At 60.3% G+C, this 24,164-nt stretch carries 25 protein-coding genes; 10 read left to right on the top strand and 15 right to left on the bottom strand.

Going from position 1 to position 24,164, the window contains the following annotated elements; translation table 11 throughout:
- Positions 1–63 precede the first annotated feature (63 nt).
- Both AB8B33_RS00380 and AB8B33_RS00375 read right to left on the bottom strand, forming a co-directional pair.
- Positions 64–783, bottom strand: coding sequence for an anti-sigma factor (locus tag AB8B33_RS00380; RefSeq protein ID WP_439013968.1), 720 nt, complete (start codon positions 781–783; stop codon positions 64–66).
- A complete protein-coding gene (locus AB8B33_RS00375) occupies positions 780–1,316 on the bottom strand; it encodes a sigma-70 family RNA polymerase sigma factor (protein WP_439013967.1) in 537 nt (178 codons plus the stop codon). Before AB8B33_RS00375 ends, AB8B33_RS00380 begins: the two co-directional genes overlap by 4 nt.
- 156 nt (positions 1,317–1,472) lie before the next feature.
- Between AB8B33_RS00375 and argB the strand changes: the two genes are divergently transcribed.
- Positions 1,473–2,360, top strand: a complete 888-nt coding sequence (gene argB / locus AB8B33_RS00370) for an acetylglutamate kinase (RefSeq protein WP_037100983.1) — start codon at positions 1,473–1,475, stop codon at positions 2,358–2,360.
- A 31-nt stretch (positions 2,361–2,391) separates the two neighbouring features.
- Here argB and AB8B33_RS00365 read toward each other — a convergent pair whose 3' ends face one another.
- Positions 2,392–3,237, bottom strand: coding sequence for an oxidoreductase (locus tag AB8B33_RS00365; RefSeq protein ID WP_439013966.1), 846 nt, complete (start codon positions 3,235–3,237; stop codon positions 2,392–2,394).
- Positions 3,238–3,356: 119 nt separating this feature from the next.
- Here AB8B33_RS00365 and AB8B33_RS00360 point away from each other — a divergent pair, with 119 nt between their 5' ends.
- The gene (locus AB8B33_RS00360; protein WP_439013965.1) at positions 3,357–4,274 is read left to right on the top strand and encodes a LysR family transcriptional regulator; all 918 of its coding nucleotides are present in this window, start codon (positions 3,357–3,359) and stop codon (positions 4,272–4,274) included.
- On the opposite strand, the gene AB8B33_RS00355 is transcribed toward AB8B33_RS00360, so the two are convergent.
- The 3 genes from AB8B33_RS00355 to bchE are packed head-to-tail and all read right to left on the bottom strand — an operon-like array spanning position 4,259 to position 7,681.
- Complete coding sequence (locus AB8B33_RS00355) at positions 4,259–5,029, bottom strand: isocitrate lyase/PEP mutase family protein (protein ID WP_439013964.1); 771 nt, start codon at positions 5,027–5,029, stop codon at positions 4,259–4,261. The two genes, AB8B33_RS00360 and AB8B33_RS00355, sit on opposite strands and share 16 nt — an antisense overlap.
- Complete coding sequence (locus AB8B33_RS00350) at positions 5,026–6,096, bottom strand: bifunctional transcriptional activator/DNA repair enzyme AdaA (protein WP_439013963.1); 1,071 nt, start codon at positions 6,094–6,096, stop codon at positions 5,026–5,028. The genes AB8B33_RS00355 and AB8B33_RS00350 overlap by 4 nt, the downstream gene beginning before the upstream one ends.
- Before the next feature lie 55 nt (positions 6,097–6,151).
- Complete coding sequence (bchE, locus tag AB8B33_RS00345; RefSeq protein WP_439013962.1) at positions 6,152–7,681, bottom strand: magnesium-protoporphyrin IX monomethyl ester anaerobic oxidative cyclase; 1,530 nt, start codon at positions 7,679–7,681, stop codon at positions 6,152–6,154.
- 187 nt (positions 7,682–7,868) lie between these two features.
- Between bchE and AB8B33_RS00340 the strand changes: the two genes are divergently transcribed.
- Both AB8B33_RS00340 and AB8B33_RS00335 read left to right on the top strand, forming a co-directional pair.
- Positions 7,869–8,576: a pyrimidine 5'-nucleotidase gene (locus AB8B33_RS00340; RefSeq protein WP_439013961.1), complete on the top strand. Its 708-nt coding sequence runs from the start codon at positions 7,869–7,871 to the stop codon at positions 8,574–8,576.
- Between the two features lie 102 nt (positions 8,577–8,678).
- Positions 8,679–9,308, top strand: a complete 630-nt coding sequence (locus tag AB8B33_RS00335; RefSeq protein ID WP_439013960.1) for a calcium-binding protein — start codon at positions 8,679–8,681, stop codon at positions 9,306–9,308.
- Positions 9,309–9,441: 133 nt separating this feature from the next.
- On the opposite strand, the gene AB8B33_RS00330 is transcribed toward AB8B33_RS00335, so the two are convergent.
- Positions 9,442–10,308, bottom strand: coding sequence for an LOG family protein (locus AB8B33_RS00330; RefSeq protein ID WP_439013959.1), 867 nt, complete (start codon positions 10,306–10,308; stop codon positions 9,442–9,444).
- A 194-nt stretch (positions 10,309–10,502) separates the two neighbouring features.
- Between AB8B33_RS00330 and dapD the strand changes: the two genes are divergently transcribed.
- From dapD to AB8B33_RS00315, 3 genes are all read left to right on the top strand, one after another.
- The gene (gene dapD / locus AB8B33_RS00325) at positions 10,503–11,360 is read left to right on the top strand and encodes a 2,3,4,5-tetrahydropyridine-2,6-dicarboxylate N-succinyltransferase (RefSeq protein ID WP_113325080.1); all 858 of its coding nucleotides are present in this window, start codon (positions 10,503–10,505) and stop codon (positions 11,358–11,360) included.
- A gap of 102 nt (positions 11,361–11,462) precedes the next feature.
- The gene (gene dapE, locus AB8B33_RS00320; RefSeq protein ID WP_439013958.1) at positions 11,463–12,656 is read left to right on the top strand and encodes a succinyl-diaminopimelate desuccinylase; all 1,194 of its coding nucleotides are present in this window, start codon (positions 11,463–11,465) and stop codon (positions 12,654–12,656) included.
- The gene (locus tag AB8B33_RS00315; RefSeq protein ID WP_439013957.1) at positions 12,643–13,239 is read left to right on the top strand and encodes a hypothetical protein; all 597 of its coding nucleotides are present in this window, start codon (positions 12,643–12,645) and stop codon (positions 13,237–13,239) included. The genes dapE and AB8B33_RS00315 overlap by 14 nt, the downstream gene beginning before the upstream one ends.
- A 65-nt stretch (positions 13,240–13,304) precedes the next feature.
- Here the strand turns inward: AB8B33_RS00315 and truA are convergent, their stop codons facing one another.
- The 6 genes from truA to AB8B33_RS00285 form a co-directional block, all read right to left on the bottom strand.
- Positions 13,305–14,111 carry a tRNA pseudouridine(38-40) synthase TruA gene (gene truA / locus AB8B33_RS00310; protein ID WP_439013956.1) on the bottom strand — a complete coding sequence of 269 codons (807 nt, stop codon included), beginning with the start codon at positions 14,109–14,111 and terminating at the stop codon, positions 13,305–13,307.
- A complete protein-coding gene (fmt, locus tag AB8B33_RS00305; RefSeq protein WP_439013955.1) occupies positions 14,111–15,046 on the bottom strand; it encodes a methionyl-tRNA formyltransferase in 936 nt (311 codons plus the stop codon). The genes truA and fmt overlap by 1 nt, the downstream gene beginning before the upstream one ends.
- A 20-nt stretch (positions 15,047–15,066) precedes the next feature.
- The gene (locus AB8B33_RS00300; protein ID WP_113325075.1) at positions 15,067–15,489 is read right to left on the bottom strand and encodes a type II toxin-antitoxin system VapC family toxin; all 423 of its coding nucleotides are present in this window, start codon (positions 15,487–15,489) and stop codon (positions 15,067–15,069) included.
- A complete protein-coding gene (locus tag AB8B33_RS00295) occupies positions 15,486–15,749 on the bottom strand; it encodes a FitA-like ribbon-helix-helix domain-containing protein (RefSeq protein ID WP_113325074.1) in 264 nt (87 codons plus the stop codon). Before AB8B33_RS00295 ends, AB8B33_RS00300 begins: the two co-directional genes overlap by 4 nt.
- A 63-nt stretch (positions 15,750–15,812) precedes the next feature.
- Entirely contained in the window at positions 15,813–16,328 is a 516-nt protein-coding gene (gene def / locus AB8B33_RS00290) for a peptide deformylase (RefSeq protein WP_113325084.1), read from the bottom strand.
- A 96-nt stretch (positions 16,329–16,424) separates the two neighbouring features.
- Positions 16,425–17,924: a methyl-accepting chemotaxis protein gene (locus tag AB8B33_RS00285; protein ID WP_439013954.1), complete on the bottom strand. Its 1,500-nt coding sequence runs from the start codon at positions 17,922–17,924 to the stop codon at positions 16,425–16,427.
- Positions 17,925–18,117: 193 nt separating this feature from the next.
- On the opposite strand from AB8B33_RS00285, the gene AB8B33_RS00280 reads away from it, so the two are divergent.
- From AB8B33_RS00280 to AB8B33_RS00270, 3 genes are all read left to right on the top strand, one after another.
- Entirely contained in the window at positions 18,118–19,341 is a 1,224-nt protein-coding gene (locus AB8B33_RS00280; protein WP_439013953.1) for a DNA recombination protein RmuC, read from the top strand.
- Between the two features lie 44 nt (positions 19,342–19,385).
- Positions 19,386–20,285 carry a ribokinase gene (locus AB8B33_RS00275; RefSeq protein ID WP_439013952.1) on the top strand — a complete coding sequence of 300 codons (900 nt, stop codon included), beginning with the start codon at positions 19,386–19,388 and terminating at the stop codon, positions 20,283–20,285.
- 240 nt (positions 20,286–20,525) lie between these two features.
- A complete protein-coding gene (locus AB8B33_RS00270) occupies positions 20,526–22,865 on the top strand; it encodes a methyl-accepting chemotaxis protein (RefSeq protein WP_439013951.1) in 2,340 nt (779 codons plus the stop codon).
- 70 nt (positions 22,866–22,935) lie between these two features.
- Here AB8B33_RS00270 and ptsN read toward each other — a convergent pair whose 3' ends face one another.
- The gene (gene ptsN / locus AB8B33_RS00265) at positions 22,936–23,400 is read right to left on the bottom strand and encodes a PTS IIA-like nitrogen regulatory protein PtsN (protein WP_029868958.1); all 465 of its coding nucleotides are present in this window, start codon (positions 23,398–23,400) and stop codon (positions 22,936–22,938) included.
- 72 nt (positions 23,401–23,472) lie between these two features.
- A complete protein-coding gene (gene hpf / locus AB8B33_RS00260; protein WP_007814977.1) occupies positions 23,473–24,054 on the bottom strand; it encodes a ribosome hibernation-promoting factor, HPF/YfiA family in 582 nt (193 codons plus the stop codon).
- Between the last annotated feature and the right edge of the window lie 110 nt (positions 24,055–24,164).

Raw genomic sequence — 24,164 nt, 5'->3', positions numbered from 1 at the left:
GCCGCCCGGATATCAGCAACTACGGAAGGCGCTGCAGAAGAGTTTCAGAAAATGATTTTTATTTTACGGCCTGTGGATCGAACCGCTGGCGATGACGGGGCCTGACGGCTGATGTGTGGGCGAGCCGCCGAATGGCTCCAGGCTGACGGCCAGCGTCGTTCCATCGGAAATCTGGCTGCGCATATCGGTCGGGATCAGCAATGCGCCGTTCATGCCCGGTTGGAAAACGCCGAGAGAACGGGGCGTCCCGCTACCCGGCACGAGCCAGAGCTCCAGAGATTTCTCCTCCGGCTTGCCGGCCGCAACCGGCACGATCTTCAATCGGCCACTCTGGATATCGTAGGAGGCCATCAGATTGACCTGATTGTTCTGTCCCGAGAGGTCCGCCACCAGCGGTGGCGATGCCGGAGGCTGGGGCACGAGACCGGAGGCAAAGGCGATGACGCCCAAGGTGACCGCAAGCGAGGCAAATGTCAGCGAGCGCCAGAAACCGGCGGAATTCCAGAGGCCGTGCGAAAAGCGCGGCTCACTTTCTGCATTGGCGAAGAGGCGCGCCTCGATCTGCTTGAAGGTCTCGCTGCTTGGAGCAGCCGTGCCATATTCGTCGTTGAAGCTGGAGAGGTTGACCTCCCAGCGGCTGACGATGGCGGCAAACTGCCGGTCGCGGCGCATGCGCTCCTCGACGATCCTGCGATCCTGAAGAGAGAGGACGCCCAGCACATACTCGCCGGCGAGAACCTCATCCCGGGAGCGGTCTCCCTTGCTTTTGTCGGGCGATGTCATCGTTCCATGCACTCTCTCAGTTTCAGCAGGCTGCGTCTTAGCCATGTCCTCACCGTGTTCAGCGGGACACCAAACTGATCGGCCAGTTCCTGATAGCTCAGCCCTTCGACATAAGCCCGTTTCACCGCGACCGCACGATCAGCTTCCAACTCTTCCATGCAGGTGTCAATCCGCCTTCCTTCATCCTTAATCACGACTTGCGCTTCAGGATCGGGACCGGCATCGGCAAGATCAAGCGCTTTGTCGATTTCGTCGGCTACCGGCTTGCGCGCCCGCAACGCATCGATCGACTGATTGCGGGCAATTGCCGCAAGCCAAGCGACCGATGTCGAGGAGCCAGCAGTAAAGGCACCGGCGCGCTGCCATATCTTGATGTAGACCTCTTGCAGCACCTCTTCCGCCTCGTTCCTGCTTCCCAGAATACGAAGGCAGATCGCCAGAAGTTTCGGACTGGTCTGGTTATAGAGTGCGGCGAAGGCCTTGCGGTCGCCGAGCGCTACGCGGCCGATTAAATCTGCAAAATCCCCAGTCATGTCGCCCTCGAATGAACGATTTCCGATTCGATAGTTTCAATATGAGCTGGCAGGTTCCCAGGTCGGCCTTAGATACGAAAAACTATTGCGTGCCGGATTATTCCATCTGTCAAAAACTTGAGATAAAAGGCCGCGATCAATTCCGCGGGGTCCCCCATGAACGAGTCCGAAAGCGAAATCCAGGCGCGTCTTCTCGCGCAGGCGCTGCCCTTCATGCAGCGCTACGAAAACAAGACGATCGTCGTTAAGTACGGTGGCCATGCCATGGGCAATCCCGAGCTCGGCAAGGCCTTCGCCAGCGATATCGCACTTTTGAAGCAATCCGGCGTCAACCCGATCGTCGTGCATGGCGGCGGCCCGCAGATCGGCGCGATGCTGACGAAGATGGGTATCGAATCCAAATTCGAAGGCGGCCTGCGCGTTACCGACCAGAAGACGGTCGAGATCGTCGAAATGGTGCTTGCCGGCTCGATCAACAAGGAAATCGTCGCGCTGATCAATCAGACCGGCGAATGGGCGATCGGCCTCTGCGGCAAGGACGGCAACATGGTCTTCGCCGAAAAGGCCCGCAAGACTGTCAAGGATCCCGATTCCAACATCGAGCGCGTGCTCGATCTCGGCTTCGTGGGCGAAGTCGTCGAAGTCGACCGTACGCTGCTCGACCTTCTTGCCCGCTCCGAGATGATCCCGGTCATCGCGCCGGTTGCTCCGGGCCGCGACGGCGCGACCTATAACATCAACGCCGACACTTTCGCGGGCGCCATCGCCGGCGCGCTGAACGCCACCCGGCTGCTGTTCCTGACGGATGTGCCCGGCGTGCTCGACAAGCAGGGCAAGCTCATCAAGGAGCTTTCCGTCGCCGAAGCGCATGCGCTGATTGCCGACGGCACGATTTCCGGCGGCATGATCCCGAAGGTTGAGACCTGCATCGACGCCATCAAGGCAGGCGTGCAGGGCGTCGTCATCCTGAACGGCAAGACGGCCCATTCCGTGCTGCTCGAAATCTTCACCGAGCACGGCGTCGGCACGCTGATCGTTCCCTGATTGAGAAAGGCGCCCTTCCGGGCGCCTTTTCTTATGCTTCGGCAAAGCTTGTCGAGAGCGTCAGATCTTCCCAGGCATCGATTTCAGCGCTCAGGCTCTTCAGCTTGTCGCGAACAAGCGCCAGCGCATCGGCGCCGAGCAAGAGATGCACGGGCGGGTTTTCAGCCTCGACCAGCGCCAATACGGCGGCGGCCGCTTTGCGAGGATCGCCTGCCTGTTTGCCGCTCTTTTCCTCGCGGGCCCTGCGGATAGGATCGAAGAGCGAATCATAGTCGGCGATGCTCCTGTCGGTGCGGATCATCGATCGTCCGGCCCAGTCGGTGCGGAATGAGCCGGGAGCGACCGCCGTGACTGCGATGCCGAACGCCTTCACTTCCTTCGCCAAAACCTCGCTGATGCCTTCGAGCGCAAATTTGCTGCCGCAATAATAAGCGATGCCCGGCATGGTGATGAACCCGCCCATCGATGTGATGTTGATGATGTGACCGGCCCGCCGTCGGCGCATGAACGGCAGAGCGGCCTTCATCATTCCAACGGCGCCGAAGACATTGACCTCGAATTGCCGGCGCATCTCCTCGATCGGCGATTCCTCCAATGTCCCCTCGTGCCCGTAGCCGGCATTGTTGATGAGAACGTCCACCGGGCCGATTGTTCTCTCGATACCAGCAACGGCCGGTTCGATTGCTTCGATATCGGTAACGTCCAGGCGGACCGCCGTTGCACGACCCAGCGCCAAGCTCTCGAACAGAGCTGCGGCTTCCTCATTCCTCACGGTTCCCACCACGCGATGCCCCTTCTCCAATGCGGCCTGCGCAAAGGCATGGCCAAAGCCCGAACTGACACCGGTAATGAGAAACTGCTTTTCGATTGAACTCATCGTGAACTCCTGTTCTAGCGCAACCGCCACAAAGAGGCGGCGCGTTCCGTCATGTGGCGGCGCAGGAGAGGTAGTTCCAATATATTGCACAGGTGAATACGATATTTTAAAAGTATCACATGGAGCTTCGTCATCTTCGCTATTTCATTGCTGTCGCAGAAGAACTCAATTTCACGCGCGCCGCGCGGAAGGTCGGCATCGGCCAGCCGCCACTCAGCAACCAGATACGTGATCTTGAAAACGAGATTGGCGCACCCCTTTTCCGCCGCCTGTCGAACGGTGCGGAACTGACGGAGGCAGGCGGTGCTTTCCTGCCGGAAGCCCGGGCGATTTTGCTTCAGGCGGAACAGGCCAAGCAATCCGCCCTCCGGGCGGCGCGCGGCCAGAGCGGGCGGCTGCGGGTCGGCTTCACCAGCTCTGCGGTGTTCAATCCGGTCGTGCCCGCCATCGTGAACGCCTTTCGCGAGAAATACGCAGCCGTCGAATTCAGCCTGGAGGAAGCGCCTACCACGCAGCTGCTGGAGCGGCTCGATGGGGAAGAGCTCGACGCTGTCTTTATCCGCCCGGGAAGTGGTGATGCGCCGCAAGTCCGATGTCAGCTGCTGGCCGAAGACCCCATGGTCATCGTGCTTCCGGCAAGGCATCCGCTGTCAGAGGCGCAGACATTGCGCCTCGACGCGCTGGCCGGAGAGAGCTTCGTTCTCTTTCCACGCGAGGCGGGTGCCGGCTTCTTCGACGATATCATCGCCGCATGCCGGCGAGCGGGATTTGAAGCACAGCTCGGCCAGTCGGCGCCGCAGATCACCTCGATCGCCAGCCTGATAGCAGTTGGTCTCGGCGTCTCGATCGTCCCGGCGGACATGGCGAAGATCAATGTTCCCGGCGTTCGCTACATTGCGATTGCGGGCGAAGCACCGACAGCACGGTTGGCGCTCGCCACCCGACGCGACGAGCGCTCTTCCATCATTCGTAACTTCATAGCTCAGGCGATCGCCACACAGAAAAGCTTCGCCAACAATAATCAGATCGCCGAATAGATCGCGGTCGCGGCTTCCTTCAGCTTTTCCATCATGGCCCGATACGGTCCGGGACCGTAGCTGATGCGCGAAACACCGAGCCTTGCGAGATCAGCCGGATCGGGCGCGCCCGCCTTCATCATGATATTGACCGGCAGCGTGGATGCGGCGCAGACTTTTTCGATCAAGGCCGGTTCGATCAGGCCCGGCACGAAGAAGCCGCTGGCGCCTGCCGCCGCATAAGCCTTGCCGCGCTCGATCGCCGCATCGACCAACCCTGCATGCCTGGAGCCGTCACCTTCCTGAAGGAAGAGATCGGTGCGGGCGTTGATGAAGAAATCGATACCCCGTGCCTTGGCCATTTCCCTGATCGCGCGGATGCGTGCTGCTTGCGCTTCGATGGGATGAAGGCCGGTCTCGCCGACGCGCTGGTCCTCGAAATTGATCCCTACGGCGCCGGCCTCGATGAGCTTTGCGACATTGGCCGCGGCACCGGCGGGTTCCGAGGAATAGCCGCCTTCGAAATCCACCGAGAGCGGCAGGTCGTTGACGGCCGTGATCGAGCGCGCCGTCTCGATAAGCACATCCATCGGCAGCTTCTGGCCGTCGCCATAACCATTGGCGGCCGCGACGGACCAGCTTCCGGTCGCAAGTGCCTTCGCACCGGCCTCCGTCACAGCCTTGGCCGTTCCGGCATCCCAGATGTTGTAGAGAATAACGGGATTGCCCTTGCGATGCAGCGTGCCGAAAAACTCGGCCTTTTCAATCTGGTTCATGCTGTCCTCTCCATCTTATGCGCACTGATTTTTTCCTCGTGCCGAAGCAGCCATTGCTTGCGCCAGAGCCCGCCGCCATAACCCGTCAATGAGCCGTCCGCGCCGAGGACGCGATGGCAGGGCACGATGATCGCGAGCTGGTTGGCGCCGTTGGCGCGGCCGACGGCACGCACCACCTCCGGCCTTTCCATCTCTCTAGCGAGATCGCCATAGGCGCGCGTCTGGCCGACAGGGATTTCGATGAGCTTTGCCCAGACATGCTTTTCGAAGGGCGTGCCGCCAAGCGCCAGCGGCGTCTTGAAGGTGGTTAGCCGCCCTTCGAAATAGTCCCTGATCTCCGCCTCGATCTGGTCGATAACAGGCGTGCGACCGATCGCGACCGAGGAACGGACACGCTTCTGCAGCGCTTCGAGTTCGGTCGGCAGCGCCTTGCGGTCGTGAAATTCGAGGAGATGCAGATGCGTCTTATCGGCGACTGCTATCATCGGCCCGAGCGGTGTATCGAACCAGTCGGCAAAGAGCAGTTCGCGGTTTTGCGAAAGCGCCGGCCCCCTGCCGACCAGCCGCTGGAAAGCCGCTCGGAAGCCGCTTCCCGATTCATATCCTGCTTCGAATTGCACGTCGATGACGCGGGCGCCATCGGCGAGCTGCCGCGCGGCCTCGCCGAGCCGGCGATAGCGGACGATATCGTGGAAGGTCATGCCGAGCGCTCGCTTGAAAGCGCGGCGGACGGTCGATGGATCATATCCCCGGCGCACAAGCTCATCTTCGGTCCAGCGCACCTCCGGTTCGCTGTCGAGCCGCGCCAGTAGCATGTCGACGATCGGCTCGTGGCCCGGCTGCTCCAGCGGCTTGCAGCGCTGGCACGGGCGGAAGCCCGAATGCATGCAGGCGGCGATCGTGTCGAAGAAGATGGTGTTTTCCCGCTTCGGCTTGCGCGCCGGGCAGGTCAGACGGCAGAAGATGCCTGTCGTCTTCACGCAGACATAGGCCTGGCCCTCATAATCGGCGCTGCGCGTGATCAGGGCATCATAGAGCGTGTCATCATCGGGGCGTTCGAAAAGCATGTCCGCTTTCTAGCACTCTGCGCCTGTGTCGTCCGCCGAAAATCGGGCGTCTATTTCATTCCGCAGCGTCGAGGCTCTTCACATGCCGCTGCGGGCGCAACATCGATTCCTCCTCCGCATCCTGGGGGGCGCCCCAGAATGTCTCAAGCGTCGGACCTTCCTTGGGATGGCGGTGGCGGAAGAGGAATTCGAGGATCTCGTGAAACCAGACGCGGCGACCCATCTGCGTGTACCAGCGCATGGAATGACGCTGTTCCGGATCGCGATGAAAGAGGATGCGCAGTAGCGCCTTCGGCCGCGCCTGGACCGCGACCTCGATCAGCTTGACGCAGGCGACCAGCACGATCGGGTTAAGATGCCGCATCTTCAGGACCTGATGTTTGTAGTCCCATTTGCGGATATCGGTCTCGATCACCTGCCGTTCGCGGGCGATACGGAAGAACGGCGTCCAGCGATGCGGTGTCACATAGAGCGCCTGGATCTGGTCGGGATCATAGGAGAGCAACTGCCGGAAGCCGCGCCAGAGATCGCTCAGCCTCTCCTCCTCGAAACCGACGACCCAGGTCGCCATAGAAAGGATGTCGTGCTGGCGCAGGAGGCGGATAGCCTCGCGATCGGTCGTCTTGGCGCCGCCCTTCTTGATCAGGGCAAGCGTCGCCTCATCGGTGTTTTCCATGCCGAGCAGCCAGCGCACGACACCCGCCTTTCGGTAGAGGTGCAGGATATCGGCATCGCGGACGATATCGTCCGCTCGCGTCGAGCCGACGATCTGCACGGGCACATTCTCGGCGATCATCGCTTCGAGAAAAGCCAGCCAGGCTTTTCGCGAGGATGTCGGGTTCTCGTCGGCGAGATTGATGAGCTCGACGCCCTCTTCGCGATACAGCCGTACAATCTCGCGGGCGAAAAGCTCCGGCGAGCGGTGACGCCAACGGGTCCAGAAACCGCGCTGGCCACAATAATTGCAGAGATGCGGACAACCGCGAGAAAACTGCATGACGACGGCGCGCTTGCCGCCCCAGTAGCTGTACTGGCGGTGGTCGATCAGCTCCCAGCCGACGCGATAGGCATCGAGATCGGCGATCGCCTGTGCCGGCTGCGTTGCCAGGATTTCGCCATGGCCATCACGAAAGGCGATTCCGGGGATGGTCGCGAGCGGGCGGTTCGTCGCCAGCGCATCGGCAAGGCGTCGCATGGTTTCCTCGCCCTCGCCTCGCACGAGGATGTCGAATGCCTCGGTCTCGGCCAGCACCTCCCGCCAATGATAGGTGGGGAACACGCCGCCGTAGATGATGGAGATTTTGGGATCGCCGCGCTTGATCGCTTCTGCGATCACGCGGGCAGTCGGATGCGCCGACGTCGAGCCGGAATGGCCGATTAGCACCAGATCGGGACTGTCAGCCATCACCCGGCTGACGATGTCTGCAACCGTCATCGGTCCGAATTCTGCATCGATGAGGCTGACGGCATGACCATCGTCGATCAGCGGACCTCCAACCGAAAGAAGCCCGAGCGGTGGAAGATGATCATCGGGAATACGACTGCCGATCGCCGTATGCGGCGGGTTTATCAGAACGATCTTCATGCTACTTCACCCTTGCGGGTCCCCCTGTCTGACGCAGGCAGAGGTCACCAGCGATCAATGGCGAAAGTCAGCCAAAATCTCTCTGAAGTTGTGAAAATCTGGCGGCATTTTTGGGAGAGCCTTGGCAAGCCGGACCTGCAAGCAAAAGCCTTTGGTTTCCCGCCGCGACCATGTCATAAGGGCGGCTATGACAAAGATCGACCGCACGCCTACCAAGAACGATTTCGAGCATGTGACCGAATGGGTCTTCGACCTCGACAACACGCTCTATCCGCATCATGTCAATCTCTTCGCGCAGATCGACAAGAACATGACGGCCTATGTTTCGGCGCTCCTGCAAATGGAGCAGGAAGAGGCCCGCAAGCTGCAGAAGCAGTACTACTACGATCACGGTACGACGCTGCAGGGGCTGATGATCCATCACGGGGTCGATCCCAACGACTTTCTCGAAAAGGCGCATGCGATCGATTATTCGGCACTGACCCCGCAGCCGGAGCTTGCCGAAGCCATCAAATCCCTGCCGGGCCGCAAGTTCATCTTCACCAATGGCAGCGTCCAGCATGCACAGGCGACGGCCGGCGCGCTCGGTATCCTCGACCATTTCGACGACATCTTCGATATCGTCGCGGCCGACTATCTGCCGAAGCCGGCACAGGCGACCTATGACAAGTTCACGGCGCTGAAGAAGGTCGAGACGGGCAAGGCTGCGATGTTCGAGGACCTGCCGCGCAATCTCACCGTACCGAAAGCGCTCGGCATGCAGACCGTTCTGCTCGTGCCGCGCAATCTGGAAGAGACTGTCGTCGAATGGTGGGAGAGAACGAGCGGCGAGGACGACCACATCGATTTCGTCACCGACGATCTCGCTGATTTCCTGAAGAAGATTACGACCTAACTTACCAAAGTTTCATCCATCTTACAGATGTTTAACTGGGCCGTGACAGGGTTCGGTCCTACCTTTCGTATCGAGGGACATCCTACGAAAGGACGCACTGACATGTACCGCAACAAGCTTATCCTGACGGCGCTTTCCTCTGTTCTTCTTCTCGGCGCAGCCGCCGGGGCCAGCTTCGCAGCACCAGGCGACCAGGCTGATCATCCAGGCCACCATGGAAAAATGGAGCATGGCATGATGAGCGGTCCGCGTGGCGCGGCCTTCCGCGAAATCCTCTTCGTGCGCATGCTGAAACAGTTCGACACGAACAAGGATGGGCAGATTACCAAGCAGGAGGCGACCGATGGCATGGAGAAGATCTTCGCCGCCATCGACACCAACCATGACGGCTCGCTGACGCCAGGCGAAATCCGCGCGTACCGCGAAGCACAGTTCAAGGCGCGTCGTGAAGCGGTATCGGCCAAGCAGGGCGATGCGGATCAGAATGCGGCGCCGCAGGCAGGCGACGACAAGGACCATGGCCGTCACGGCCACGACGGTCACCATTGGATGCATGGCAATGCCCGCTTCATGGCAATCACCATGATGATGGGCCGCATCGACACTGACCAGAACGGCCAGATCAGCAAGCAGGAAGCGGAAACCGCCTTCAACAAATTCTTCGATCGCATGGACCGCAACAAGGACGGCGTGATCTCGATCGACGATATGCCGGACCAGCCCTTCCTTTGAAGGGAATAACAAAGCGTTCCCTGGATATCGCGAGGGGTTTGCCCCTCACCCGAAGCCCTCTTCCCGTCCACGGGAGGAGGGTTTTTCGTTTGTACCGGGCGTAAAGCCGCTGACCAGTTTGGCTTGAACTGCTCTATTCGCGGTGTTCGTAAAAGTCCTGCACGATCTTCCAGGCCTCATCGGCAGTATCGACGAAGCTGATCAGGTTCACGTCCTCAGGCGCGATCGTCCCGAATTCGGCAAGCGCCTCGAAGTTGATGATGCTGTGCCAGAATTTCGAGCCGAAGAGCAACAGCGGGATGCGTTCCATGCGGCCGGTCTGGATCAGCGTCAGGCATTCGAAGAATTCGTCCAGCGTGCCGAAGCCGCCGGGGAAGACCGCGACCGCCTTGGCGCGCACCATGAAATGCATCTTGCGGATCGCGAAATAGTGGAAGTTGAAGCTGAGCTCGGGTGTCACATAGGCATTCGGCGCCTGCTCGTGCGGCAGGACGATGTTGAGGCCAATCGAAGGGGCTCCCTCATCCGCCGCACCGCGGTTTCCCGCTTCCATGACGCCGGGGCCACCGCCGGTGACGACGACATATTCGTGGAAATCGAAACCGGCCGCATAACGCGAGCAGAGGCGGGCGAATTTGCGAGCTTCGTCATAATAGACCGATGCGGCTTCGAGGTTTGCACGCTGGGTCTCGTTGCGGGCTGCCCAGGCGCTCTGGCCGGGTGCCGGAATGCGGGCGCCGCCGAACATGACAACGGTCGATTTGATGCCGCGCTCGGCCATCATCATCTCGACCTTCAGAAGTTCGAGCTGCAGGCGGATCGGTCGCAGTTCCTCGCGGCAGAGGAAATCCTCATCCACATAGGCAAGGCGATAGGCCGGCGAGAGCGTCTGCGGCGTCTTCGGAACCGCTTCCGCGCGCTGCCTGTCGCTCGAACTACTCTTCAACGGATCCCAGACACCGTCCTTGCGTCGTCCGCCACCGTTTCTTGCCTTTGCCATATCGAAATGCCTTTCAGTATCACCGGCCACGAATGACCGGATATGTCGCTATAACGCCTTGAATCCAGATATGATCTTGTCCGAAAAATCATTCCATTTTACGGGTGCATGCTATAGATCGGGTGACAACCCGCCAATCGCAATTCCGGAGACCTGCCGTCTCCACGATAAAGATCGAAGTTTAAGGAATTCCCATGAGCGCCACCGACCTCGTATCCCTTGAAAAGACCATCGAAACCGCTTTCGACAATCGCGACAATGTGAACACGTCGACGAAAGGCGAAGTGCGCGATGCAGTCGAGGCCGCTCTAAACCTGCTCGACGGGGGCAAGGCACGCGTGGCCGAGCGCGGCACCGATGGCGTCTGGAAGGTCAATCAGTGGCTGAAGAAGGCCGTGCTGCTCTCCTTCCGCCTCAACGATATGGAAGTGGTCAAGGGCGGTCCCGGCCAGTCGACCTGGTGGGACAAGGTGCCCTCGAAATTCGAAGGCTGGGGCGAGAACCAGTTCCGCGCCGCCGGCTTCCGCGCCGTGCCTAGTGCGGTCGTGCGCCGCTCGGCCTATATCGCTCCGAACGCCATCCTGATGCCGTCCTTCGTCAACCTCGGCGCCTATGTCGGCGAAGGCACGATGGTCGACACCTGGGCCACCGTCGGCTCCTGCGCGCAGATCGGCAAGCATGTGCATCTCTCCGGCGGCGTCGGCATCGGCGGCGTTCTGGAGCCTATGCAGGCCGGACCGACGATCATCGAGGACAATTGCTTTATCGGTGCGCGTTCGGAAGTCGTCGAAGGCTGCATCGTGCGTGAAGGCTCGGTGCTCGGCATGGGCGTCTTCATTGGCAAGTCGACCAAGATCGTCGACCGCGCTACCGGCGAGATCAGCTATGGCGAAGTACCGCCCTATTCGGTCGTCGTTGCGGGCTCGCTGCCGTCAGACAAGACGATGGCAAACGGCCAGCAGGCGCCTAACCTCTATTGCGCCGTGATCGTCAAACGCGTCGACGAGCAGACCCGTTCCAAGACGGGCATCAACGAACTGCTCCGAGATTGATGACAGCCCGAGATTGATTCGGTAAACAATCGGCGTCTTTTAGGCGAGGCGGCCTCACGCCTTGCCACGCCTTTGCCATTCCCACCGGATAATTCGACCGCCATGACCGCCACGAATCCTGTTGCCAATCTTCAGACCCTGATCCGCTGCCCGTCCGTGACGCCAGCAGAAGGCGGCGCGCTTTCCGCGCTGGAAGCGATGCTTTCTCCGCTCGGTTTCAAGGTCGACCGAATGGTCGCGAAGGAAGATGGCACGCCTGATGTCGAGAACCTCTATGCCCGTCTCGGCACCGAGGGACCGCATCTGATGTTTGCAGGCCATACCGATGTGGTGCCCGTCGGTGACGAAGCCGCCTGGGCGCATCCGCCCTTTGCCGCCGAGATTGCCAATGGCGAGATGTTCGGCCGTGGCGCAGTCGACATGAAGGGCGGCATTGCCTGTTTTGCCGCCGCCGTTGCCCGGCATGTCGAAAAGCATGGAGCGCCCAAGGGCTCGATTTCCTTCCTGATCACCGGTGATGAGGAAGGCCCGTCGATCAACGGGACGATCAAGCTGTTGCAGTGGGCGACTGAGCGCGGCGAGACATGGGATGCCTGCGTCGTCGGCGAGCCAACCAACCCGAACAAGCTCGGCGACATGATCAAGATCGGCCGGCGCGGTTCGCTGTCCGGCAAGATCGTCGTGCACGGCGTGCAAGGGCATGCGGCCTATCCGCATCTTGCCGACAATCCGGTGCGCGGCATGCTGCAACTCACCCAGGCGCTGATGGATCCGCCTTTCGACGCCGGCACGGACAATTTCCAGCCGTCCAACCTCGAAGTAACGACTATCGATGTCGGCAATCCGGCAACGAACGTCATTCCGGCCAGGGCTTCGGCGAGCTTCAACATTCGCTTCAACGACACCTGGACGGCCGATACACTCCGAGCCGAAATTGTCCGGCGCCTTGATGCAGCTGCCACTGACGGCACATTACGGCCGGGCCGCGAGCCGGTGAAATACGAGATCATCTGGGCCGACCGCCCGAGCCATGTTTTTCTGACCCGCAACAATGCGCTGATCGCCTCGCTGTCGTCGGCAGTCGAGAGCGTGACCGGCGCATCGCCGGTGCTGTCGACCACAGGCGGTACCTCGGATGCGCGCTTTATCAAGGATTATTGCCCGGTCGTGGAATTCGGCCTTGTCGGCCAGACCATGCATATGGTCGACGAACGGGTCGCCGTTGCGGATCTGGAGACGCTGACGGCGATCTACGAGACTTTCATCGAACGTTGGTTTGAGAATGCCGGGCTTTAGAGAGGTCCAATATTATCTCGCCGGCATCTGGTTGCTGATCAAGCTCGATCCGCGCGGTTTTCGCTTCCTCGACATATCGGATCGCGGGGTCAACCGATCCTTCTGGGCGATCATCTGGTGCCTGCCGCCAACGGGAATCACCTGGCTTACGTTGCGCAACGGCTATCTCAGATCGATGCCGCCAGAGGCTGATGTCGGGTTTACCTTCTATTTCCGGCTAGGGCTGATCGAACTCAGCAGCTGGATCGTGCCGCTGATCTTTGCTGGCCTGCTATTGTTTGCCTTGCGCATGGGGGAGCGTTTCGCGCCTGTCGTCGTCAGTGTCAATTGGCTCAGCGTGCCACTCGCTTACATCAACGGATTGCTGCTGGCGCTTGTCTTTTTCATGCCAGGTTCAACCGACATCGTACGATTGCTGCTCCTAGTAAATGCGCTCGCACAAATCTTCGCGCTGGCGCGTGTTCTGCGGATGATCTGCCACGGGCAAGTTCTAACGGTCGGCGGTCTCACTTTGGCGCTTATGGTGCCGCCGATGATAGTGTCAGAATATCTGTTCAACTTCCTCGGCATCTCTCCGGGGTAATCAGCACCGGTTGACGACTCCACCGTCTTCCTTGACGAAGGTCCTGATACGCGCCGCAGGCCGGATTATGATAGATCGTCGTCTCTATCGTTTTCATCCGCCTGTTTGCGCCGGTCGGTGATCACCTCCGGATAATCCACCTGCATGAAATAGAGCCCGTCGGGCGGCGCTACGGGGCCGCAGGCCTTGCGGTCGCGCGCGTCCAACGCTGCCCGTACATCGTCAGGTGTCCACTTGCCCTCGCCCGCGAGCTTCAGCGTTCCTGCAAAGGAACGGATCTGATTGTGCAGGAAACTCCGGGCGGTGGCACGGATCTCAACCAGTTCGCCATTACGGGTCACATCCAGCCGGTCGAGCGTGCGCACGGGGCTGTTTGCCTGGCAGTGAGCCGAACGGAAAGTCGAGAAATCATTCCTGCCGACGAGGGTCTGGGCTGCTGCATGCATGACTTCATGATCGAGCGTCTTCGGCACCCACCATGCCTTGCCCGCCTCCAGCGCCAACGGCGCGCGACGGCTGATGATGCGGTAGAGATAATGCCGGCGGAGCGCGGAGAAGCGCGCGTCGAAGAATTCGCTCGCGGCCTCGACATCAAGGATCGCCACTTTCTCACCCGCAAGCTTCAGATGGGCATTCAGTGCATTCTGCAGCTTGAAGGGCGACCAGTCCTTCGAAAGATCGGCATGGATGACCTGCCCCATGGCGTGGACGCCGGAATCGGTGCGGCCCGCGCCGCGAGCTGACACGGTATCGCCGCTTGCCGAGAAGATCGCCTTTTCGATCGCGCCCTGCACCGAAGGTCCATTGTCCTGTCGCTGCCATCCGACATAGGGGCCGCCGTCATATTCGACGATCATGCGGTATCGCGGCATCAGACGAGCCTCGTGCCCGCAGCAAGCGGTGTGCCGCGCAGGAAATCGGCAGCGGCGAGCGGTTTGCCGCCGGCCTTCTGAAGCTTCGTGAGGCGGACGGCGCCCGCCCCGCAGGCAACCACAAGATCATCGGTCAGAAGTGCGCCGGCTGCGCCCTCACCCGCCGCAAGTTCGGAGCCGAGAACCTTGATGCGCTCCGCCTTGCCATTGCTCTCAAGCTCGAACCAGGCGCCCGGGAAAGGTGCGAGGCCGCGGATATGATTGTGAACATCTTTGGCGTCGCGGCTGAAATCGATACGCGTTTCCGCCTTGTCGATCTTGGTGGCATAGAGCACGCCTTCGGCCTGCTGAGGCGTCAGCGGCAGATCGTCCATCTCCAGCTTGACCATGGCCTCGGCCATCGCCTTCGCGCCTGTTTGCATCAGGCGGTCGTGCAGTTCGCCAGCCGTCATGTTCGGGCCGATCTCGACTTCACGAGTCAGCGCGACATCGCCTGTATCGAGGCCCTTGTCCATCTTCATGACCATCATGCCGGTCTTCTCGTCGCCGGCCATGATCGCCCGCTGGATGGGCGCAGCACCGCGCCAGCGCGGCAACAGCGAGGCATGGCCATTATAACAGCCGTAACGCGTGCCGGTCAGGATAGCCTCGGGCAGCAGCAGGCCATAGGCAACGACGACGCCGACATCGGCACCCAAGGCACGGAAGCGCTCACGCTCTTGAGGATCCTTAAAATTGACCGGCGTGAAGACCGGGAGGCCAAGCAGCTCGGCCGTCTGGTGCACCGGCGATTTCTGGAGATCGAGCCCGCGCCGTCCGCCCGGCCGTGGCGGTTGAGTATAGACAGCCACGATCTGATGGCCGGCGTCGACGAGCAGGCGCAGCGTCGGGACGGAGAAGTCGGGCGTTCCCATGAAAACGATACGAAGAGACATTCTATCTCGCCAATTGAGGATCAACCGTCTTCAAACGGGTTTACGAGCTTGAGATCAAGCCCTTCGAAATCTTTTGTGTTGCGGGTTGCAAGCGTCGCACCATGCACAAGGCAGATGGCCGCGATCATGGCGTCTTTCGTCTCCATTCTTCGACCGCGCTTTTCACGCGCCGCCCTGAGTGCACCGTAACGATGCGCTGCGGCCAGGGTGAACGGAATTATCCTGCCCGAAAATGCCTCCTCAAGACGAAGATAGTCCTGCATCAGCGCCTCTCGCCGCTTGCCTTCTGGCAAGAGAGACAAACCGTAGTGGATTTCTGCAACACTGATAGTCGTCAGATAAAGGTCGGCTCTGTCAAAGCCGTTCAACCAATGCAGCAATCGCTCGCTATATTTACGGCCTTCCAACTCGGAGATGACGTTCGTATCTAGAACGACGCTCATTCGTGGAATTTCGGTGGAGCACGGTCCGCTTCATGCCGTGCAGTTTCTATCGCTGATAGCTCGTCATCGGTCCAGCGTTCAGCCCCGAGAAGACCACGCAGCCATTCTCCTGCCGGCTGCCGATCTTCGCGCAAGGTGCTGAGTGAGCGACGCAGATGGATGATCGCTTCCTCCGAAAGGCTGCGTCCGTTCTCCCGCGCGCGATTTTGAAGCTCGTGCTTCAGGGCATCATCCAAGTTTCGGATCAGAAGATCACCCATTAACAGCTCCTATGATATCATCGATATCATAAGGCGCGGCCGCAACATTTTCAATGCTGCAACTCAGAGCGCCTTGGACTTGGAAGCCTTGGTGAACTTCTTGATGACCATTTCGCGCTTCAGCCGCGAGATGTGATCGATGAAGAGCACGCCGTTCAGATGATCGATCTCATGCTGGAGACAGGTAGCGAGCAGACCGTCGGCCACCACACTCTGTTCTTTGCCTTCACGGTCGAGATATTTGACGGTGACCTGCGCTGGCCGCTCCACTTCCGCATAATAGTCGGGAATGGAAAGGCAGCCTTCCTCATAGACGGAACGGTCATCCGAGGAGCTGACGATCTCCGGATTGATGAAGACGAGCGGCTGTTTTTCCTCGCCTTCCTTCGAAAGATCGATGACGAGCATGCGGCGTGGAACGCCGACCTGGATTGCGGCAAGGCCGATGCCCGGCGCGTCATACATTGTTTCCAGCATATCGTCCGTAAGGCGCTGGAGATCGGCGTCGACCCGCTCGATCGGCTTGGAAACCTGACGGAGAACGGGATCGGGAAGAATGATGAGTGGCTTGATGGTCATGGCGTTCCCATAACCCATCTTTTCAAACTAGGGAATTATCCGCCGGGCAGGGATTGCGGTTTTTTGCAGCGCCTGCCCGGATTTTGCCTGGATTATTCAGGCTGCGCGGCGGGCGGTACCGGCAACCTGCCGACCTTCAGTACGAGCGCGGAAACGCTGCAGCAGTTCGATGAGGTTCTCGACCCCATCCTTCAGCCTGCGGGTTTCGGCAGACGTACGCTCGACCATGCCGGAATTCTGCTGAGTGATGGTGTCCATGTTGCGGATCGCCACGCTCACCTCGTTGACGCCAGTCGCCTGATCGCGGGCGGCAGCCGCAATATCGGCGACGAAGCTGTTGATGATGTCGATACGGCTGATCATGTCGCTCAGCGCCTCACCAGTGCTGCTGACGATGTTGACGCCCTCGTTCACCTGCGTCGAGCTTTCGGAGATCAGATTCTTGATCGCTTTGGCGGCATCGGCCGTGCGCTGGGCAAGCTGACGGACTTCCTGTGCGACGACCGCAAAGCCCTTGCCGGCATCACCGGCACGCGCAGCTTCGACGCCGGCATTCAGTGCCAGCAGGTTGGTCTGGAAAGCAATCTCATCGATGACGCCGATGATCTTGGCGATTTCGGTGGAGGACTTCTCGATGCCCGCCATGGCCGAAACGGCGCTGGTGACGAGTTCGCCGGAATTCTTGGCTTTCTCCTGCGTTTCGCGCACGGCGCCGGACGCCTTTTCGGCGTTGGCGGCGGTCTGGCTGACGCTGACGGAGAGCTGTTGCAGCGCAGCCGAGCTCTCTTCGACGCCGGCTGCCTGCTGCGCGGTGCGCAAGGCGAGATCGTCCGTTGCCTTGGACATCACATCGGCACCTTCGAGAATGTGGCCGGACGTGGTGCGGACAGATGTGAAAGATTCGCGAAGAGCGTTGACGGCCCTGTTATAGTCTTCAGCCATTTGGCGAAAATTCCCGGGCAGATCGGCAGGAAGGGTCGCTTCGAGATCGCCACGCGACAGTGCTTCGAGGCCGCGGCGCAGATGTTCCAGTGCCAACGCCTGATCGGCTTCTGAGCGGGCGCGTTCTTCTTCCAGCGCGTGGCGCTTTTCCTCGAGCGCTTCCAGATAGACGGAGATGGAATAATCCATGTCGAGCATCGCCGCCTTGATGACGGCGGTCAGCTTTTCGGCAAGCGCCTTTCCCTGCTGACGGGCAAAGAGCGATGGCCACTGCTTTTCCATCAGGCCCCGGACGAGCTCAGACATGACAAGCGCATAGCCGCCGATATACCAGCGCGGCTCCAGGCCGATGCGGGCATGGGTGCGGCCGACGGCAGTCACACCATTCACATAGCTTTCGTCGAAATTGCCGCCCGAAAGATTGCCCCAATGTTCCTGCTGGCGCTTCTTGGCGTGGCCCATATGGGCCTTGTTGGAGAAGAAGCCTGCGACCGCCGGGGTCTTTGCGAGCTTGCTGTAGAACTTGTCGAGTGCGCCGCCGAGAAGCTCCGAGATCGCCGGCCGTAGCTCCCGCAGGTTCTTGCGCGCCTCATCGTCAAGCTCAATGAAGTCAAGGCGCTGCCTGAGGGCATTGTCGGTCTGGTGGGAAGTCATGGGGGATCTCTATCTGGCGCGAATGCGGAGGGAAATTGCAGCGCCAGATTTGGCGAATATGGTTTAGCAATCGTTAAGTGCGCGGCTGATTTTTCTTCCGTTACAGCAAATTAGCGTCGTTCGTATTGGTGATACGGTGTGGATTGTTCACGTTTTGATCTGGATATCGCCGCTTATTTTGTTATGGTGCAGCATGACCATGACATCCGACTCACTCACTATTTCCCTGCCGATACTGAGCCCCGGCGTGCTTGCACTTGCCAGCGGCGCACTCGCCGTTCTCATTCTGGTGACAATCGTGTTTGCCTTGCGCAATGCCGGCATCCGTCGCGAGCAAGCCGAAGAAGCCAATCTTCGCGCCGCGGAAAGCGAGGCGCGCATGGCTGAGCTTCTGAAAATACAGGCGGAGATGCAGGGACGCATCTCGACCATGACGGAAGTCTTCGGTGCACGGCAGGCCGAGCTCAATCACGCGATCAACCAGCGGCTCGACGGCATGTCACAGCGCATGAGCTCGACGCTGACCGAGCAGACGAAATCAACGCACGACAACCTGCAGAAACTGCAGGAGCGCCTGGCGGTGATCGATGTCGCCCAGAACAATATCCAGACGCTCGCCAAGGATGTCGTCGGGCTGCAGGCCATTCTTTCCAACAAGCAGACGCGTGGGGCTTTCGGCCAGTCGCGCATGGAAACGATCGTCGCCGATGGCCTGCCGATGGGCGCCTATGCCTTCCAGCAGACGCTTTCCAACGGCTCGCGCCCGGACTGCACGATCAGGATGCCGAATGGGGCACCGCCGCTCGTCATCGATGCCAAATTTCCGCTCGAGGCATGGAACGCGATCCGCGATGCAGGCGGCGCGGACGCCGGTAAGCTTGCTGGTCAGCAGTTTCGCCGTGACATGGAAGTTCACATCAAGGATATTTCCGAGAAATATCTGATCCAGGGCGAGACGCAGGAGACGGCTTTCCTTTTCGTTCCCTCAGAATCGATCTTCGCTGAAATTCACGAAAATTTCGAAGGGATCGTGCAGAAGGCGCACCGCGCACGCATCGTTATCGTCTCGCCTTCGCTCTTGATGCTGTCAATCCAGGTCATTCAGGCCGTGCTCAAAGACCAGCGCATGCGGGCGCAGGCGCATGTCATCCAGGGAGAAGTCGCCCTCCTCATGGACGATCTCGGCCGGCTCGACGAGCGCGTACGCAAGCTGCAGGGACATTTTTCCCAGACGCAGCGCGACGTGGACCAGATCATTACCTCAGCGGACAAGCTCACCAAGCGCGGCGCGAAGATCGAGGCGCTGGAATTCGAAGCAGGCGGCGACGGCAAGCCAACCCGCGAGAACGAGCCGGCGGCGAAATCCGTCGAAAGCCGAACTGGTTTGCTCAAGCTCAGGGTGGTTGACGAGGAGTGATCGCTTCGGCAGTGTCGCGGCCCGAAGCAAGGGACGGACATGCCATGATCACAGTTTTCGGCTCCATCAATATGGACCTTATCGCCACCACCGAGCGCCTGCCGAAGCCCGGCGAAACAGTTGCCGGCAACAGCTTCGCAACGGCTGCCGGTGGCAAAGGCGCCAATCAGGCGCTCGCCGCCCGGCGAGCAGGCCGCTATGTCCATATGGCGGGCGCTGTCGGCAAGGATGCCTTTGCCCAGGGCGCCCTTGAACTGCTCGACGGCGCAGGCACCGACCTTTCCGGCGTCAGCCATGTCGAGGGGCCGACGGGCACAGCTCTCATTCTCGTCGGCGGCGACGGCGAGAACATGATCGCGGTCATTCCCGGCGCGAACGGCAAGATGAGCGGCGACAATGCAGAGGCCGCCGTCAACGCCATGAACGAGGGCGATATACTCATGCTGCAGCTCGAAGTTCCCGTCGAGGCGGTCGAGCGCGCGCTTGCTGCCTCTCGCGCCAAGGGCATCACCAGCATTCTCAATCTCGCGCCGCTTATTCCGGATGCGCCGCGCCTCGGCCGGCTGGCCGATATCGTCATTGCCAATGAAACCGAGTTCGAGCGGCTGGCGGGACAGGAAAACATGAGTGCCGGTGACCGCGAGGCGGCGTTGGAGCGCCTGCATGCCGAGACCGGCCAGACGCTGATCGTCACGCTCGGCGGCGATGGCGTCATCGCGATCCGGGATGGCCAGATTTCCCGGGCGCAGGGCCTCGTCATCGAACCCGTCGATACTGTCGGCGCCGGCGATACGTTCTGCGGTTACTTCGCAGCAAGCCTCGATGAGGGGCTGGATTTCAACTCGGCGCTGCGCCGTGCAGCGGTCGCCGGCTCACTCGCCTGCCTGAAGCCGGGGGCACAACCCTCCATTCCGCTCGCAGCCGAAGTCGCAGACAGAATATAGTCCAGTCCAGCCGCGAACAATCGATAAAAAGCCACCCCTAGTTTTGGGGTGGCTTTCCGGATTTGCTGCCGAAACATAGCGAATTTCATTCAAATTTAAGAGGTTTCTGGCGATCCTTCGGGCGATCGCCACCTCGTTCATCTTCGAGGCGGTCAACCCCACGGCTGCTCCATGATAGAGCGTGCCTTACCCGCTGCGCCGGAGAATGGCCCTTCGGCGCGTCCTTGCCCCGAGGAATCTATGTTCATTTTCAGAATGAAATCGCTTGCGGCGAAGCTCATCGTCATTACCGGTGCCGCCATTGCACTGGTGCTTGTCGTTTCGAACCTCTTCCTCATCGACCAGACCCGTAACCGCGTCCAGACCCTGACGCTGGATCAGGCCAATTCGGAAGCCAAGTCGATCGCCAACGAGATTGCAGCCAATGTCGGCGAGCTTGCGAGTGCTGCCCGCACCATGTCCGGCGTCGTCGGACGCGGACATGAAGGCAAGATCCTCGATCGCAAGGGCATCATCAGCATTCTGAAGGCCAATCTCGAACAGAACGCTTTCGCCTTCGGCAGCTGGTTCTGCGAGCAGCTTGGCGCCTTCGACGGCAAGACCACGGAAATCGCCAACAACAATGATGAAGGCACCAACAAGGTCGGCGCCTTCACGCCTTACTGGTCGAAGAACAGGACCGGTGACATCCAGTTCTCGACCTTCGACAATGACTATACCGCAGAGTGGTGGAAGCTCGCCGCCGACAGCGGCAAGGGTGCGATCACGGCGCCCTACCTCGCAGAAGGCACCGACGTTCCGACCCTGCTGACTTCGATTGCCTATCCGGTCATGTCCGGTGGCAAGATGATCGGTGTGGAAGGCGTCGATATCTCGCTGAAGTCGCTCACCGACAAGGTGCAGGCGCTGCGCCCCTTCGGCTCCGGCCGTGTAACGCTGATCGCCCAGAACGGCAACTGGATCGTCGCTCCGACCCCCGACCTAATGTCGAAGCCTTATGGCGACAATCCTGGCTCGGCTGACGTAAAGGCTGCGCTTTCGTCCATGAAGGTCGGCCTCGTCAAGAACCTCAGCTTCGACGGCCTCGATCCCTTCGACCGCGTCGTCTATCCCTTCGCAGTTCCCGGCCTGAACGCCAACTGGGTCGTGCTGGTCGACGTCCCGCACACGGCGATCAATGCTCCGGTTCAGGACCAGACCTTCATGATGGTCATCAACGGCATCATCGTCCTCGGCGCCGTGCTGCTCGCCCTCTACTTCGCCGTCCGCGCGCTTGTTCAGCGTCCGCTCGCTGGCCTCGTTTCCAGCGTCAAGGCGCTGAGCGACGGAAAATACGACGAAACGGTTGCCGGCCAGAACCGTGCCGATGAAATCGGCTCGGTCGCCAAGGCTCTCGAAGGCTTCCGCTTCGCGCTTGCCGATACGCGGCGTCTCGAAGCCGAGGCCGACAACCAGCGCCTTGCCGCCGAAACCGAACGCGGTCGCTCGGAATCGGAACGCCAACAATCGGTCAACCTGCAGCGTCACATCGTCTCGATCGTCGGTGCAGGCCTTTCCGAATTGTCACAGGGCAATCTCGGCCACCGCATTACAGAGGAATTCCCCGGCGAATACGGCAAGTTGAAGCAGGACTTCAATGCCGCTCTGGCAAGCCTCGAGGAAACCATCAACACGATGAGCCTCAGCGTCATCAATATCGGTTCGGGTACGGGCGAAATCAGCAACAGCGCCTCCGACCTTGCCAAGCGCACCGAGCAGCAGGCGGCAAGTCTGGAAGAGACGGCAGCGGCGCTCAACGAGCTGACCGCCCAGGTCAATTCCAGCGCCGAGAACGCCCGCACCGCAGCTGACAACGTCAATCTCGCTTGCGAAGACGCCGAGAAATCAGGTGAAGTGGTGCAGAAGGCGATTGCCTCCATGCACGGTATCGAACAGTCCTCGACGGAAGTTTCGCGCATCATCGGTGTTATCGACGAGATCGCCTTCCAGACGAATCTTCTGGCTCTGAACGCCGGTGTCGAAGCGGCCCGCGCCGGTGAAGCAGGCAAGGGCTTTGCAGTCGTCGCACAGGAAGTCCGGGAACTCGCTCAGCGTTCGGCGAATGCCGCCAAGGAGATCAAGACACTCATCAACACCTCGGCCGTCCAGGTCAAGGAAGGCGTCGATCTCGTCGGCCGTGCCGGCGAGACGCTGCACAAGATTGCCGAGCAGGTGATGGGCATCAACGGCCTTATCCGTCAGATCTCGGCCTCGGCCAGCGAACAGGCCATCGGCCTGAAGGAGATCAACCAGGCCGTGAACCAGATGGACCAGGTCACGCAGCAGAACGCCGCGATGGTGGAAGAAACCACTGCTGCCAGCGTGACGCTGAACGACGAGGCTCAGACGCTGAAGACACTGGTCACCCGCTTCCGCGTCTCCGGCCAGCGAAATGCCGCGACAGCACTGCGCTCCACCGCACAGCAGATGCGCGCACCGGCTGCGCCGGCGCCACGCGCGGCTGCTCCGGCACCGCGCCGGGCCGTTGCACAGTCTCGCGGCTCAGCCGCTGTTGCCCAGGACAATTGGGAAGAGTTCTGATCGCTGATCGCATGACAAGAAAAAGGCGCCTGAGCGATCAGGCGCCTTTTTTTGCATTCCGGGTAGATCGTCAGGCAGCGTTCGACGTCTGCTCTTCATTGAGGAAGGCATAAATCGCCGAAGCGGAATCGGTCGCGCGCAGCTTGGCGACCAGATCGTGGTCGCGCAGGACACGGGCGATGCGCGAAAGCGCCTTGAGGTGATCGGCACCGGCGCCTTCCGGCGCCAGAAGCAGAAACACCAGATCGACCGGCTGGTCGTCCAGCGCTTCGAAATCGACGGGCTGTTCCAGCCGGGCGAAAATGCCGACGATGGAGTGGATATTGACGAGCTTGCCGTGGGGAATGGCGATGCCGTTGCCGACACCGGTCGAGCCCAAGCGTTCGCGCTGCAGGATCACATCGAAGATTTCCCGTTCGGAAAGCCCCGTAGTCCTGGAGGCTTTTGCTGCCAATTCCTGAAGCAACTGTTTCTTGGAATTTACCCTGAGGGCGGGAATGATCGCATCCTGGTGCAGCAAATCTGCCAATGCCATTTCTTTTTCCTTCTGTCGCCGAGAGCACGGGTCCGGGGGAGCGGCGCCCGGCGCCGCTCCCCCGCCCTGATCTCAGCCTTTGATATTGGCCGAATCGATCCAGCCAATATTTCCGTCGTGACGACGGTAAACGATGTTGAGCTGTTCCTTGCCAGGGCTGCGGAACAGGAGAAGCGGCTCGTCGGTCATGTCGAGCGCCATGACGGCGGTTGCAACAGACATCGTCTTGAGCTGCTTGGTGCTTTCGGCGACGATGGCCGGAGCGAAATCGTCCGGAACCTCGTCTTCATGATCGGGAACCGCGTCCATGACGGTATAGGCGACTTCTGCAAAGCCGTTACCGTTCAGATGATTTCCGGCGTGGTGATCCTTGAGCTTCCGTTTGTAGCGGCGCAGCCGCTTCTCGATACGCTCGGATGCCGCATCAAAGGCAATCTGCGGATCCATGGCCTCGCCTGCCGCATGCAGCACGACGCCGCTATCGAGATGAAGCTTGCAATCGGCGGAAAAACGGGAGTTCGACTTCTCCACGATCACCTGACCGGAATATCCCCCGTCGAAGTATTTCGTGACGGCCAAACCGATTTGGTCCTCGATCTTTTGACGGAAGGAGTCACCAATTTCCATATGTTTACCGGATACACGCACACTCATGGAGTTTCCCTTCTTATGGTAGTTTGCGAGTACCAGTTTACGCCAAGCCTCAACCTCATCCAAGCACTTCGCGCAATCTCAAGCAAGATGAGCTCAAGTCTGCGTGTCCC

The sequence above is a fragment of the Rhizobium sp. 768_B6_N1_8 genome (assembly GCF_051811225.1).
Classification (GTDB): Bacteria; Pseudomonadota; Alphaproteobacteria; order Rhizobiales; family Rhizobiaceae; genus Rhizobium.
Note: the sequence above shows the minus strand (reverse complement) of the source record. Positions and strands in the feature narration are given on the sequence as shown.

Excerpts from the sequence above, each read along its gene's own strand:
- AB8B33_RS00380 (WP_439013968.1), bottom strand. The coding sequence starts at position 783 with ATGACATCGCCCGACAAAAGCAAGGGAGACCGCTCCCGGGATGAGGTT.
- AB8B33_RS00375 (WP_439013967.1), bottom strand. The coding sequence starts at position 1,316 with ATGACTGGGGATTTTGCAGATTTAATCGGCCGCGTAGCGCTCGGCGAC.
- argB (WP_037100983.1), top strand. The coding sequence starts at position 1,473 with ATGAACGAGTCCGAAAGCGAAATCCAGGCGCGTCTTCTCGCGCAGGCG.
- AB8B33_RS00365 (WP_439013966.1), bottom strand. The coding sequence starts at position 3,237 with ATGAGTTCAATCGAAAAGCAGTTTCTCATTACCGGTGTCAGTTCGGGC.
- AB8B33_RS00360 (WP_439013965.1), top strand. The coding sequence starts at position 3,357 with ATGGAGCTTCGTCATCTTCGCTATTTCATTGCTGTCGCAGAAGAACTC.
- AB8B33_RS00355 (WP_439013964.1), bottom strand. The coding sequence starts at position 5,029 with ATGAACCAGATTGAAAAGGCCGAGTTTTTCGGCACGCTGCATCGCAAG.
- AB8B33_RS00350 (WP_439013963.1), bottom strand. The coding sequence starts at position 6,096 with ATGCTTTTCGAACGCCCCGATGATGACACGCTCTATGATGCCCTGATC.
- bchE (WP_439013962.1), bottom strand. The coding sequence starts at position 7,681 with ATGAAGATCGTTCTGATAAACCCGCCGCATACGGCGATCGGCAGTCGT.
- AB8B33_RS00340 (WP_439013961.1), top strand. The coding sequence starts at position 7,869 with ATGACAAAGATCGACCGCACGCCTACCAAGAACGATTTCGAGCATGTG.
- AB8B33_RS00335 (WP_439013960.1), top strand. The coding sequence starts at position 8,679 with ATGTACCGCAACAAGCTTATCCTGACGGCGCTTTCCTCTGTTCTTCTT.
- AB8B33_RS00330 (WP_439013959.1), bottom strand. The coding sequence starts at position 10,308 with ATGGCAAAGGCAAGAAACGGTGGCGGACGACGCAAGGACGGTGTCTGG.
- dapD (WP_113325080.1), top strand. The coding sequence starts at position 10,503 with ATGAGCGCCACCGACCTCGTATCCCTTGAAAAGACCATCGAAACCGCT.
- dapE (WP_439013958.1), top strand. The coding sequence starts at position 11,463 with ATGACCGCCACGAATCCTGTTGCCAATCTTCAGACCCTGATCCGCTGC.
- AB8B33_RS00315 (WP_439013957.1), top strand. The coding sequence starts at position 12,643 with ATGCCGGGCTTTAGAGAGGTCCAATATTATCTCGCCGGCATCTGGTTG.
- truA (WP_439013956.1), bottom strand. The coding sequence starts at position 14,111 with ATGCCGCGATACCGCATGATCGTCGAATATGACGGCGGCCCCTATGTC.
- fmt (WP_439013955.1), bottom strand. The coding sequence starts at position 15,046 with ATGTCTCTTCGTATCGTTTTCATGGGAACGCCCGACTTCTCCGTCCCG.
- AB8B33_RS00300 (WP_113325075.1), bottom strand. The coding sequence starts at position 15,489 with ATGAGCGTCGTTCTAGATACGAACGTCATCTCCGAGTTGGAAGGCCGT.
- AB8B33_RS00295 (WP_113325074.1), bottom strand. The coding sequence starts at position 15,749 with ATGGGTGATCTTCTGATCCGAAACTTGGATGATGCCCTGAAGCACGAG.
- def (WP_113325084.1), bottom strand. The coding sequence starts at position 16,328 with ATGACCATCAAGCCACTCATCATTCTTCCCGATCCCGTTCTCCGTCAG.
- AB8B33_RS00285 (WP_439013954.1), bottom strand. The coding sequence starts at position 17,924 with ATGACTTCCCACCAGACCGACAATGCCCTCAGGCAGCGCCTTGACTTC.
- AB8B33_RS00280 (WP_439013953.1), top strand. The coding sequence starts at position 18,118 with ATGACCATGACATCCGACTCACTCACTATTTCCCTGCCGATACTGAGC.
- AB8B33_RS00275 (WP_439013952.1), top strand. The coding sequence starts at position 19,386 with ATGATCACAGTTTTCGGCTCCATCAATATGGACCTTATCGCCACCACC.
- AB8B33_RS00270 (WP_439013951.1), top strand. The coding sequence starts at position 20,526 with ATGTTCATTTTCAGAATGAAATCGCTTGCGGCGAAGCTCATCGTCATT.
- ptsN (WP_029868958.1), bottom strand. The coding sequence starts at position 23,400 with ATGGCATTGGCAGATTTGCTGCACCAGGATGCGATCATTCCCGCCCTC.
- hpf (WP_007814977.1), bottom strand. The coding sequence starts at position 24,054 with ATGAGTGTGCGTGTATCCGGTAAACATATGGAAATTGGTGACTCCTTC.